This window comes from Mesorhizobium sp. M0587 (genome assembly GCF_040320945.1).
GTDB lineage: Bacteria > Pseudomonadota > Alphaproteobacteria > Rhizobiales > Rhizobiaceae > Mesorhizobium.
In genome coordinates, this window is the sequence record NZ_JAMYQP010000033.1 from 1 (window position 1) to 12,960 (window position 12,960).

7 protein-coding genes are annotated in these 12,960 nt (G+C 57.9%); 2 read left to right on the forward strand and 5 right to left on the reverse strand.

From position 1 onward, the window contains the following. Positions 1–137 precede the first annotated feature (137 nt). Positions 138–2,099, forward strand: coding sequence for a DEAD/DEAH box helicase (locus NKI49_RS24780; protein WP_352605031.1), 1,962 nt, complete (start codon positions 138–140; stop codon positions 2,097–2,099). A gap of 159 nt (positions 2,100–2,258) precedes the next feature. Continuing rightward, positions 2,259–4,361: a UvrD-helicase domain-containing protein gene (locus NKI49_RS24785; RefSeq protein WP_352605033.1), complete on the forward strand. Its 2,103-nt coding sequence runs from the start codon at positions 2,259–2,261 to the stop codon at positions 4,359–4,361. A 10-nt stretch (positions 4,362–4,371) separates the two neighbouring features. Here NKI49_RS24785 and NKI49_RS24790 read toward each other — a convergent pair whose 3' ends face one another. The 5 genes from NKI49_RS24790 to zorA are packed head-to-tail and all read right to left on the reverse strand — an operon-like array spanning position 4,372 to position 12,674. After that, the gene (locus NKI49_RS24790; RefSeq protein WP_352605035.1) at positions 4,372–5,280 is read right to left on the reverse strand and encodes an ASCH domain-containing protein; all 909 of its coding nucleotides are present in this window, start codon (positions 5,278–5,280) and stop codon (positions 4,372–4,374) included. 31 nt (positions 5,281–5,311) lie between these two features. Then, the gene (locus NKI49_RS24795) at positions 5,312–8,296 is read right to left on the reverse strand and encodes a DEAD/DEAH box helicase (RefSeq protein ID WP_352605037.1); all 2,985 of its coding nucleotides are present in this window, start codon (positions 8,294–8,296) and stop codon (positions 5,312–5,314) included. Continuing rightward, positions 8,293–9,678: an EH signature domain-containing protein gene (locus NKI49_RS24800; RefSeq protein ID WP_352605039.1), complete on the reverse strand. Its 1,386-nt coding sequence runs from the start codon at positions 9,676–9,678 to the stop codon at positions 8,293–8,295. The genes NKI49_RS24795 and NKI49_RS24800 overlap by 4 nt, the downstream gene beginning before the upstream one ends. After that, positions 9,675–10,538, reverse strand: coding sequence for an OmpA/MotB family protein (locus tag NKI49_RS24805; RefSeq protein ID WP_352605041.1), 864 nt, complete (start codon positions 10,536–10,538; stop codon positions 9,675–9,677). Before NKI49_RS24805 ends, NKI49_RS24800 begins: the two co-directional genes overlap by 4 nt. A 12-nt stretch (positions 10,539–10,550) precedes the next feature. Then, a complete protein-coding gene (zorA, locus tag NKI49_RS24810; protein WP_352605043.1) occupies positions 10,551–12,674 on the reverse strand; it encodes an anti-phage ZorAB system protein ZorA in 2,124 nt (707 codons plus the stop codon). Positions 12,675–12,960 lie beyond the last annotated feature (286 nt).

Genomic DNA, 12,960 nt, shown 5'->3' on the forward strand with positions numbered 1-12,960 from the left:
AGGCATCGCAATGCGCAGCGAGAAAACCGATCGCAACTTCTCCGCGATGATCTACGCATGCGCTGCCGTCATCAATTCTCGATGATTCTCAACAGCCCCTAGAACACCCGGACAAAATTCGCGAACAAGACCGATCGGTGGTCGAGAGCTACAACCGCGACGACTGCGTATCGACGCAGTGTCTTCGCGACTGGTTGGAAATGCTCCGCGCTCAGGCGATTGCTGCTGGTGAAAACATTGCCCGGCCCCAGCCCGGCGACGACGTCGCAAGCGAAAACGTCACGGCATGGCTCGCAAAGATCGGCCCGCTGATTGAGCGGCTAACGGCAGATGTATCGGCCGATCCGGAGGAACGCGACCATGACCAGCAAGCGCGATGGATACTCGCCAACATTCTTGATTGGCATCGGCGCGAGGCAAAGGCGACTTGGTGGGCGTTCTTTCGCCTTCGCGATCTGTCGGCCGAAGACTTGACGGACGAACGCAGCGGCCTGTCGGGCCTCACCTTCGTCGGCGAGGTCCCCGGGGCCGGAAAGCTGCCGACGCACCGCTATTCATTCATTCCGCAGGAAACAGACATTCGCGTCGAGGACGACCTGCACAACGTCGGCGGCGACAAGATTGGAACCACCGTTGCCGTATCGCAGGAGAACCGTACGATCGACATAAAAAAGACGGGCAAGTCCGCTGGTGTTCATCCCCAGGCGGTCTACGGCTCCAAGACTTTCGGCTCTGATGAACAGGCCAATTCCCTCGTGCGCATCGGCGAATACGTGGTGGACCACGGGCTGGCTGGCGATGGGCCATTTTGTGCGGCGCGCGATCTGCTGCTGCGCCTGGCTCCCCGCCTGCGGGGTGAGCCGATCAAGATTGATGGGGAGACAAGCTTGGCCGCAGCGATGCGGGTTGCCACGCTCTTCGATGGCGGCATCTTCCCAATACAAGGTCCTCCCGGCACCGGAAAATCGTTCACTGGCGCGCGGATGGTATGCGCGCTAGTTCGCGAAGGTAAGACTGTCGGAATCACCGCAAACAGCCACAAGGTCATCAGGAACCTGATCGACAAGGTCATCGAGGCAGCCGACGAGCATGGCGTCGACCTGACCTGCATCGTCAAGCCGAAGGAAATGGAATCCAATCAGCATCGCTTGGTTTTCGCGAAGAGCAATGCTGACGTGTATGGCGCGTTGAGCGGGTCATGCAAGGTCGCCGGGGGGACGAGCTTCCTCTGGTCGCGGGCCGATGCATTTGCATCAGTCGATGTCCTCGTCGTGGACGAAGCGGCTCAGATGTCGCTGGCAAATGTGCTGGCGATTTCGCAGGCAGCTCACACGGTTGTCCTGCTTGGCGATCCTCAGCAGCTGGATCAGCCGATGCAGGGAAGTCACCCGGACGGAACCGATGTGTCGGCGCTGAACCATATCCTTGATGGCGAGAAAACGATTGCCGCCAACCAGGGTCTCTTCCTCGAAGAGACATGGCGGCTCCATCCGGATCTCTGCGCATTCACGTCGGAACTGTTTTATGAGGGCAAGCTGAGGTCGAGACATGGTCTTGAGGGCCAGATCATCTCAAGCGGTCCGATAAACGGATCCGGCCTCAGGTACTTACCTATCGCCCACCGGGGAAATCAGAATTCCTCACCTGAAGAGGCAGAGGCCATTCATCGTCTCGTCGATCACGTGCTGCGGTCTGATACGCGTTGGATCAACAGGGAAGGCAAAGAAGCGCCCATCACCCTCAACGATATCCTGATCATCACGCCCTACAATGCGCAGGTCTTCGAACTCCAGCAGCGCTTGCCCGGCGCCAGAGTCGGTACGGTGGACAAGTTTCAGGGTCAGGAGGCGCCGATCGCAATTTATTCGATGGCTTCGTCAACGCACGCAGATGCTCCACGAGGCATGGAATTCCTTTACAGCCTGAACCGCTTCAACGTTGCGACATCGCGGGCCAAATGCCTGTCGATCCTCGTTGCGGCACCGGAGGTGTTCGAAGCGGAGTGTAAGACACCACGACAAATCCAGCTTGCCAACGCGTTCTGCAGATATCTTGAGATGTGCTCGGAAATCCCATTGCCTATGACGCGTCAGCATTGACCTCCCGGTCTTAGCCTTCGAGTAGAGCCACAGCTTGAGCTTGCAACTGCGCTGTCGCGCTCCGTGTTCGAAACTTGCTCACGCTGCGGTCCACGGGGCAGACTGCAAGCTGAAGTCAATAGATTCTGTAGACCATCGCCTCAGTTTGGGAACACTAACATGGCTGACGCACAAGCTATTCCGACCAGGCCAATTGACGTCTCCGATCAGCAACTTGACGAATTTCAGCAGCGGTTCTGTAAGGCCCCCGGGGGCAATCTGCGCCTCCTTGCTCCTGCTGGCAGCGGTAAGACACAATCTCTCTTATGGCGGTGTGCAGAGCTGTATCGCCGAGCGGATTCGAAAGGACGTTTCCTTGTCGTGACTTTCACGCGAGCCGCGCGTGACGAACTTCGCGCACGACTTTCAAACCCCGATTTCGCGTTTATGGCGGGTGCTGTCGAGGTGGTGACTCTGAACGGCTGGGGCTTCAAAAGGCTACGCGCCAATCATCACAGCCCGCGCCTGCTGGTAAGCGAATTCGAAAAGTCAGGTTGCGTGCGAAATACATTGCAGCCCGTCTGGCGCAAATTCCCACGGATTGAGAAGGCTATGGAGGCGCAGCCCTACGTTGTTGACAAGATTCTGAACGGCCTGATTGAACGACTGAAATCATTAGGCTTTGACCATGAAGCTCCGAGCATTTGGGCGGCCCACGACCAGATGGACTACCTCATGCGTCTGGGCTTGCTTTGGCAAATCCAAAATCTAATCGACCAGTTGGCCGAATGCGAGATACTGGCCGACAAACGCCTTGAATCCTTTATCGAAGATGTGCTGCCGTTTTGGGTCGACAGTTGTCAGACGATGATTGGGCAGGCTCTTTTTTCATTGGAAGATCAGAAATATGTCGCGTTCCTGGATCTGCGCCGGCAGATTGCGGAGGATCGCTTTCCCACCGGCGGTTCGCGGTACACACAGGTACTCGTGGATGAATTCCAGGACATCAATCCGCTTGACCTCAACCTCGTCCGAAAAATCGTCGATCTGCACAAGGCTGACTTGACGATCGTGGGGGATGATGACCAAGCCATCTTCGAGTGGCGGGGGGCGACGCCTCACTACATCCTGCAACCTGATCAACATTTCGATCGTGAATTTTCGACCCACATCCTGGAACGAAATTATCGTTGCCCCAGAAATCTTGTAGCGGCGTCACAAAAGCTGATCGTTAACAACAAGCGTCGAGAAGATAAGCGCGTCGTTGCGATGCAAACGGCAGATGCAGAGGTCCAAATCGTGAGGAGCGACAGGTTCGTCGAATCCATCGATGCTGTGATGGATGAAGTGCGGTCTTTCCTCGCAAGCAACAGACCAAATGCGAAGCTTGCCATTCTTTCCCGCAAACGCGCGCAACTTATCCCGTATCAGGTTTTGATGGCGAGCGAGGATTTGCCCTTTTGTGCAGCTGAGGATCTTCAGATTTTCATGAGTGGTGCCTTTGAAAAGCTGCGGCATGCACTGCAGACATGTGCAATGGCGCGAGCCAATTTCAGGCCGCCTGCGCTTGTGGACGACATTGTCAAGCTTTGCGACCTGGTGAAACGGTATCCGTTGAAAAAGGCGGAACGAGAAGCATTGGCCGCCCATTTGCGCACGAGCCGACCAAAAAGCTACAGCGACGCGCTCGATGCGATAGCAGCCTACCGCGGATCATTGAAAGGCCTCAACGAGGATGGGGCCGCCGGCCTCGTTTTCTGCCGGGTGCTGCGCGACCTCTTGGATGCGCCGACGGTAAGGGATGCAATCGCGGCATTGGGTGCGGGCTTTGCGGGGCTCAACCAGGATTATGGCAAATCGCAGGAAGACATATTCTACACCGACCCGCCCTTCCTCTACTTGGCGGAATTTGCGGGACGCTATGAGGACGACTTCCAGCGTTTTATTGATGATCTTGACAGCGCACGCGATACGCTTGCTCGGCTGCCGGGCGAGGAGGACGCTTCAGGCGCTGCCGACGAACTGTGGCGCCGACCAGTTCATCTGATGACAGCGTTGCGCGCGAAGGGCAAGGAATACGATACCGTCGTCATACTTGATGCCAATGATGGCATCTGGCCCTTGCGCCGGGCGGAAACGGCAGAAGCCAAGGAGAGTGAGCGACGCTTGTTCTATGTGGCCATGACAAGACCAAAGCGCCGTCTCATGATTACGCTTAGTGGAAGGATTGGAGACCAACCCGCCAACCCGTCGCCGTATCTGACGGAAGCGGGTCTCTTGTAGCGCTCCGCGTTCAAGCGACCTCAACGGCTTGAAGGATGGCTCCGAATGCGGATTCCGCTCGGAGCGCGGACACAAACCAGCCATGCGCTTCAGGCTCCTGACCCTCATATGGGGCGAATGCGCGAAAAGCGCTGTGTCTGAACACATAATGGCCCGATCTACCATTCCTGAATCGCTCAACGCCAGGAATTCCATCGATTGCGGTTTCAGCCTTCTTGTCCACCTCCGGCGGGAGGAATACCCTGAATTGCGGCTCGGACTTCGGCATCCGGTCGACGAAGACAAAGCGCTTGCCCCTCCGTGTAGTGACCGACAGTTCAAGCATCTTGGTCTGCGGACTTCTGCGCGGCTTGACGGCGAAGCCGAGCTCTTCAGCCTTTAGCACGAGCTTGGATTCGAGGGAGGGGGATATTTGCGGTTCCTTGCCAGATGACCTGGGAGAAGAATCGAATTTCTCCTCTGCATATCGGCGAGACGCTGAAGGGGGCAATGCAACGGACACCGCCTGCACTGTCGCGGCGTTCGACCGATTTAAGATAGCCGAATGCTGTTGCACGGCACGCATGGTTTCGACATCCAGATCGACCCAAGTAACGGGCCCGGAGGGACGTGTGAAAGGAACGGGCGCAGAAAACCGGTGGGCGTCTACCAGTACCCATGGTGTCAACCAGCCAGCTTGCGTCACCTCTTGAAGTCTGCTCGACGGGACACCGTGAAACTCGATGGAATCTGCCAAGCCGGACGCTGACAATTGCGGCAGGACGTCGACGAGTTTAACTACGCCTTCGATTTCTCGGCTGCCTTTACGAATGAGTGCGATCCTCCCGCGGATCGAGGTGGGCTGGGTTCGCAGCTCCCACGTCTTGTGGCCATCCAGGATCAGATCGATCCATGGCTCTCGAACGATGAGCGCTTTCATTTGCTTACTCTGATGTGAGGGATCGGATGGATCAATGCGTCGAGATGGTGGCCCCGAATAGAGCGCCCAAATCTCCATCCGACACGGGCGGCGCCAGCATGTTGCGCGAAAGCGAACGCTTTCGGCTCAGGAGGCGGTCCAGCGTGACGTCGAAGGACGCGTCGCCCAATACTGGATGAATCGCTATCGGCAGATGGATAGTCACCGGCTTGTCCTGCCCGATGCGATAGCAACGGTCATTGCACTGATCCTCAACCGCCGGATTCCACCAGCGGCTAAGATGAATGACGTGGTTCGCCGCCGTGATGGTGAGGCCAATTCCGGCCGCCTTCGGGGACAGCACCAGTAGATCGAAGCCCTTTTGCGCCTCCTGAAACCGTTTGACATATTCCTGTCGCCGATGGCCGGGCACTTCACCGTTGATGATTGTCGGTTCGGCGTGCAGATCGAAGAGAGTGACGACAACTCCAGCGAAGGCTTTCTGAACGGCACGGTCTTCGATGAAGATCAGCGCCTTATCGCCCGCTGATTTGACTTGCCGCAAGATTTCGATCGCCCGTGTCAGCCGTGCGGACTGACCGAGCCAAGTCGCTGCCGATTGGCTGTCATAAGGATCGACCTCCCTGGCTCCTTCGGGATGCAGGGAAATCCCGCGCAACGCGTGAATCGCCTTGAGCATCGCTCCATGCGAGCGCTCGCCTGCCTGGGCGGAGCGAACGGCCTCCATATAGGCCTCCGCTTGTGCACCGGGCATGTGCGTCTCGTAGGACATGATCTTCTTTTCAGGCAGCCCCTCTATGTGGTTTTCCTTCATTCTACGAAGCATCATTGGTGGCCCGTTGGCCTGCGGCTCGTCGAGCTTGTGCTTGAGCGCCCTGAGATTATCCGGCTGGTCCTCGGTATGAGCCTCGGAAAATCTCTTGAGGTCGCCTAGAAATCCGGGCGCCACTCTATCCATGATACACCACAGATCCTCGAGCCGGTTCTCGATGGGCGTTCCCGTCAGCCCCAACACGAAATCGGCGTTCATCGCCTTGGCGGCATGAGTATTGATAGTGCGTGGATCCTTCACCTTTTGCATTTCGTCGAACACCGCGACCGAATAGCCAACCCGCGCGAAAGCGCGATGATTGTCGGCAAGGGTTTCGTATGTGGTCAGGACCCAATCGGCGCGCTTCAAGGCGTCTGTGTCGAGGGAGTCCTCGGGAGACCAGGATTCCGATCGTGGCCGCTTCAGCCTCTTCAATCCCGGTCCGAACGCATCCATCCTGTCTCCCAGCGCATCCGGCGCAAGATGCTGTTCTGCCTCGGCGATCCAGTTGTTCAGAAGCGCCGTCGGTGCAACAATCAGGATCGGGCCTCGCTGCAGCGGCGTCAGCGATGCTGCTTGAGATTTCCGGTTCGCCCTGGTCCAGGCCAGAAAGCCCAAAGCCTGAAACGTTTTTCCCAAACCCATGTCGTCGGCCAATAGCACACCCGGTCGCCCCGCCACCCATGCATTGAGCAACCATGACAATCCCGTTTGCTGGTGCGGCTTTGCCCTGGTGCTCCCCATCAGTGCTGATGGCACTTCCAGCGGAATGGATGCAATCCGCCTAGGAGCAGCAAGCACATAGTCGGCGTCTTCCAGATTCTGCCTGATGAGAAGGACTTGCCTGTCGTCTTGTGTCAGTACCTCATCGCTTGCGGTCTGGCCGGGTTCTTCCCCCGTTTGGTCGATGCCGACCGGAGCAGAATCAACTGGCGCAATGTGAGCAAGCGCGCCCTCGACCCCGGATACGGAATAGTCCGTCCCCATAACGGCGACGGTCTCGTGTCCTTCGACCTTGGCGGCCTGAACCTCGTGCGACAGCTGCTCCACGCCCTCCTGGCTGAAGATGAGGGTCTTGTCGCGCAACTTCAGCGCGAAACCTTCTGGCAGCCACTGACCCGCCTTATTCTGCAACCAGGGAAGCGCTGGCCTTTCCCACACGCCAAGGCCGAGAACGCGTTCGGAATATTGTTGTGTCTCGACAAAAAGCGACGCGGCGACGGCATCGGCCGCCTCCCCGCCCAGCGCTTCCGAGAGCGCCGGTCGAGGGTTGCGGATAAAGGCCCGTCGCGCTTCCCGTGGAGCGGAGCGCATCTTTCGGACCACATCCAGCGCCTGCTTCAGATCAGGATCAAGGACGACGAAGACATTGCGCCCAAGGACATAGGCATTGTGGGTGTGGCCGTTGGCCTCGTAGCGCTCGGAAACAAATTTCTGTTGCAGTTCCGGCGGCAGAAGCGCGTCGGCAATTTCGTCGCGAAGCTTCCCCGTTGGTTCGTCCTCATCACCTTCGACGGCGGGCGCCACATCCTCGAGGGTTGCCGCCTTGCCTCGGCTCATCAGGACGGGCGTAAAGTCGGGGCCGTTTGACGTTTCCCTGACATCGAGCGCGAAGGACCCTGCCTGATAGATCGTAAGGCTGGAGAGATATTGGTCGGATTTGACCTCAAGTCCCGTGCTCTCGCGCAACGCTTCCTGTACCGGTTGCCACAGACCGATGCGAACTTCGATCGGTTGCCCTGCGCTCGCATTGTAGGATTCAATGGCCTCTGTCAGCCGGAACAATGCACCGGTCAGCCTCCCCATGTCCTCACCGACCGTCACGAAAGCTCCGGTGCGGATTCCGAGAACGGGGCGGGTATTCGCGTCGTACCAGCGAACGCGGATTCGTCCGGTCGCCGAATCAATCCTGTCCTCGAAAGAGAGCGTTGCCGAGAGATGGGCCAACGGAGCTATTCCAAGCGTGCTGGCAATCGATGCCGGCAATTCAGTCACGGCAGCGTGGGACAACACCACCGAAGCCGGCTCTTCGCGAGCCTCCTGTCTGGCCGCCGCCGACAAGATCATGCGCGCCGCGACGGACTCAGCGCCGCTGAAGGTTTCCCACTGCGCCGGCGGGACATTCCTTCGTCCAAGCAATCCCTTCTGCTGCGCTTCTACATGGACGCCGTCCGGCGCAACGCGCGTACGGAAAACAATCCTCATCCCCTTACCTTGTAGCTTGACGAGGGGATTCGAATGCCAGTCATCTGGTGGATCTTGTTGGCCACCTTTGATTGCCAGCTATTCGCGCCGTCGTGCGGCCAGTGAGTTACGGCGAAGATGGAACGCTGGAGAGAATCGTTGCCATATGACCGAACTGCGTCCGGAACATACGAACGCCCGTAAAGTCTTGGGGCTGTGCGATCCTCTGCGTCATTCCATATGTGGCATTTTCCGTTGTGACTCCATTCAGCAACTACTCCGCGTCCAATACGCAAGAGCAGAACGGCATGACCTGATTGAACAGAGCCATCAAAAGTGGCGAAGGAAACCTCTTTTCCAAAAGCCCGTCGGGCCGCCCGGGCACCCGATGCGTCAAAGATAACCCAAGCTTCGGAGATAAGTTCGGCCCTGTAGACAGCTTCCCAGAAGGCTCGCCGGTAGACCCACATCCGTTCGAGCGCGACCTCGTCGACGATGTCAAGGAACTGTCGTAGCGACTGCTCGGTCAACCATCGGCGAACGATGTCAGCCGCTTCAGGCATCCGCGACCATCGCGCGCCCGGCAGCCGCGGATCCTTGAACAGTTCGAGGAGCAGCGAAAGGTATTGGTCTCGAACCTGTTTGGCGGGCAGCACCGCACCAAAGGGGAGCACCAGTGCGTTCGCTACGAGAGGCGCATGCTCCTCGAAGATGAGTCCCTCATTTCGGTCAAGCGCAAGGTTCTTCACGATTGCCAGTCGGGTGTCGGCGTGAAGCCCGGTGTCAACAGCAAGCTGTGACAGCGCTTCCGTGGCGCAGGCACGCGCATAACCCGATCGCGAGTCGAGGGCGCCAAGTCCGCCCTTCTGCAAGACGACTGTAGGCGAGACGCCATCTGTCAGCGCGCGGCGGCTAATATTGCGCGGTCCGGTCCGCCAATCGAACAGGTCATGTTCGTCGTGAAGGTCGGACCATGGCCGACCCAATCCGCTTGCAAGCCGGCCGAGCGCGGCGGACGCTTCCGCCATTCCGTTACGACCAGGTGCGAAGGCTGAGAGGAAAGACGACGCTAAGGCACGGCCGGGCGGCTTGCGGCCACAGTTTTCAATACGAGCAAGCGTGCCTTTGAGGATCTCGCTGTGATCGGAAAGGGCGGGAGTGGTCATCCAAAGGCACCACGCTGCATCACGAAGTTCACGCATGGTTACGTCCGACCCGACGCTCAGGCGATTGAGAAATGTCCGTGCCAGCTCGTTGTAATCCTTCGCCTCACGACGGAAGGCTTGCCCATCAATGCCACTGACACGCTCGGCTGCCGCCACCACGGCCGGAACATCCCGGAGTTTCGGGGAGGTGAGCGGGCGCGCCTTCAACTGCTGAATTACTCCCTTCAGATGGCTCACGGTGCACCTCCGATCGCGTCTATCAGGATCTTGATTTCTCCCTGCATGTCGTCCGTCTGCTTGCGCAACTGCTCCAACCGTTCGCGATTGTCGCTTTCCATAACGAAACGCAAGTCGATGCGTCTGTTGGCAGCCCGAGCTTCGGTCGTATCTGATTTGTCTGCAGGGCGCGTCGAGGAGTAACCGGAGACAGATAGGATTTCCTGATCATTGTGGTTCGAAAACGTTCTCAGCTCAGGAGCACTTGCGATCATTTGCTTGAATGTTTCCGAAGCGCGGGCGGTTGATAGCCGCCAATTGTTCTGGTCGATGCCGGTGCTGTCGGTGTGCCCTTCGATGAAAACGGTCTCAATGGCGGGTGCGTTGGTATCGCGACACGTGCGCATACCATCTTCCACTTTGCATGCAACATAGTCGACAAGCACCTCCCGAAGGATTTGTGCGATCGTCTCCACATTTCGTTCAGCCTGACCCTTTAGTGTCGACTCATCTGAGCCAAACTGGACAGCATTTTCGGTTATCCGCAGGACATCACTTTTAGGACTGATCACCACGTCAATATTTCGACTGGCAAGCTGGTCCCGGATCCGCTCCAGCAAGGTGCGTCGTGCTACCGCCGCTTCGTCCATCGCTGCGATGTGTTGGCGAACCTCGATCTGCAACGCCGCGACCTTTTTCGCCGCCTGCCTCGCCGCTTCCAGGGCAATCTGCTGCGTGTCCGTCTTCGTCCGGAAATCGAGGGCGAACACCATGAGCATAATGATGAAAATGAACAGGACGCCGACCATCATGTCGGTCATCGAAACGAAATAATTTTCGCCTTCTTCCGCGGCTGCGTGAGAATCTTCCTCGGTAATCATTCACGCGGCGTCCTATTCGGCGGCCTGCGGCAGCAACGCCGCCCGCAGTCGATCAACTTCCTCACTCAACGCAGTGGTGTTGTCGTTCATGTCTGTCAGGAGCGGGTTTAGCTTGTCGATGGCGCTCGCGAAGCCGGCGTCGATTTGCTGCACCCGCTGCGCAATGACCTCACCTTGGTCCTGGGCAGCCTTGGCCAAGCCTTCGACAGCACCGGCAAGGCTCTTGTCTACGCCTTCGAAGCGCTCCGCGTAGGACGACCAAGCCGTTGCTAGATGGTTGTGGTGTTGCGTTAGTGCATCAGCCAACGAGCGCGACGCAGTCTGGCCCGCCTGCAGAGCAGCGACCGCGGACGTAACCGCCTCTGCCATTTTGTCGGTCGCGCCCGCGATGCGCTCGCCGGACTGGAGCAATGGTGCGGAAGCCGTGCGAACTTCTTGGGCAGTACGCTGAAAAGCGTCGGCCACGGCGCGAGATTGGTCGGTCGTCTCCCGCATTGCATTTCCCTGAGCGACAAGCGTTGTTTCGGTTCCACGCATTGCCACAGCAAAGCGCTCGATCTCTTCGCGGATGGTGGCAAGGGCTCCTCCCAGCCCGTCGCGGAACGCCTTGGCGGCTTCTGCGGATGCGCCGCCAATAGCTTCAGCTGCACCTGCCTGAGCCGCCGCGACGCGCTCGCGCGTTTCCTCGAGCTGTTTCGACAATCCATCCTGGAAGCCACCGAGCCCGTTGTTGAACGTCGATACCTGTGCTTCCAGCCGTTCGAATACTCTCCCCATTGCTTCTTCGAGCCGTGCCGATGCGCCGGATGCCGCTTGGCCAAGGCTCTCGTCGACCTTGCGGTTCGCCTGCTCCATCGTCTCTCGCAGCGCAGCAACGACCTCGACCATTGCGACACGGCTCTGTTCGGAACTTGAACCGAGCTTGTCACCGGCATCCGAGACGAGCCGATTGAGGTTCTCAGCTGCCTCCGACAGCCTTCGGCCGAAGTCGGCGCCGCTGCCGTGGATTCCGCGCTGCGCCTCGACCAGCGCGCCTTGCATCGACTGGAGTGTGGAAGCCAATTCGCGTAGTTCAGTTCCGGCGCCCCCTTGCACGCTCTCGCTGAACCGAGTGACGAGTTCTGCGACGCCAGATTGGCTATTAGTGGAGAGCTTTCCAACAGCCTGATCGATGCTTGCCGTCACAGGCGCCATGGCGCTCGCAAAGGCAGTCTGGATCTGCGGCGAGAGGTTTTCGCCCATGCGAGCGAAGAAGTCAGCGGAATTAATCTGTTTCAACTCCGTGAGTTGCCCCGCCAGCGTTTCGTTCATCTCCGCAGTGATGGCCTGAGGCGCGGTGTAACGAAGTTTTCGCTCCACCGCTTTGCAGAATTTGTCGAAAACCGATTCGATGACTGAAAGATTGAGCTTGAACCAGAAGGATAAGAAAATCGACGCGCCAAGACCCGCGATCGAAGTCGAAAATTTGAATGTCGCAACCTGGAGCAACTCGCGCGTCGCTACCTGCATGCCTTCTGCATCCACGCTGTTGACGGCAGTTGCAGCCTTGTTGAGTGCGAGCACCAAACCCACAAAAGTCAACAGCAAGCCTATGCCGACAAAATACCCGGGGATGCTGCCGACGAGCTTCAACCCGAGCAGATGTTCTCGCGCGACCGACATGTTGACGAAGGCTTGTGGACGTACGGTGTTGCGATAGACGCCACCCTCTTCCTTTGGCGGAACAAGCGTCTCGTCGAACTCTTTCCAGGCGTGACCCAATAACGGGTGCAGTTCCAGCCGCTTTTGCATTGAGGGATAGGCCTTGGCGAAGTCGACCATATCCTTCGTTTTCTGTACGCGGCGCCTTATCCCGAAGATAGAAAGTGAAATCAAAATCGTGTGCATGACAGTGAAAGCGATAGCCAAGGCCGCTGCGAACGCCACCAAACTGCTAGCTATGGCGAACGCGAAACCTTGAGTGCTCACGCCCTTCAGGTCTCTGTTTCCCACTTCTATGAGGGTCGCCCAAATCAGATCAACATCTAACCAGGCGAATGTGGAGGCAAGCTTCCATAATACAGCCGCAACAATGGCCCAAAAAAAGATAAAGCGGATGGCGCCGTTCCACAGCAGCTTCGATGCGAAAATAGACATTTGAATCCCCGAGCCCTTCGCCTGTCAATACACCCCTCTCTTCAGAAGTTCTAGATTACCTTGCCGTGCTGGGAGTGGAGACACGAAATTTGATCGCGTAGTGCAGGACCCTGGCCCACTGGCTTTCTGGGCTGCAATTCACTGGCTCATTGGAACGTCTCTTTTTCGCCAATTCGGTAATTCGTGAGGGTCAGCAAAGGATTTTCACTGCCTTCGTCAATCGGCTGCCTTCCATCCATTTGCCCATTGGCAAACGACATATCGGAATAACCACCACCTCAAGGTT

What these genes read in the sequence shown, in the direction of transcription:
- NKI49_RS24785 (WP_352605033.1), top strand. Translation starts at nt 2,259, where the DNA reads ATGGCTGACGCACAAGCTATTCCGACCAGGCCAATTGACGTCTCCGAT.
- NKI49_RS24805 (WP_352605041.1), bottom strand. Translation starts at nt 10,538, where the DNA reads ATGATTACCGAGGAAGATTCTCACGCAGCCGCGGAAGAAGGCGAAAAT.
- NKI49_RS24790 (WP_352605035.1), bottom strand. Translation starts at nt 5,280, where the DNA reads ATGAAAGCGCTCATCGTTCGAGAGCCATGGATCGATCTGATCCTGGAT.
- NKI49_RS24795 (WP_352605037.1), bottom strand. Translation starts at nt 8,296, where the DNA reads ATGAGGATTGTTTTCCGTACGCGCGTTGCGCCGGACGGCGTCCATGTA.
- zorA (WP_352605043.1), bottom strand. Translation starts at nt 12,674, where the DNA reads ATGTCTATTTTCGCATCGAAGCTGCTGTGGAACGGCGCCATCCGCTTT.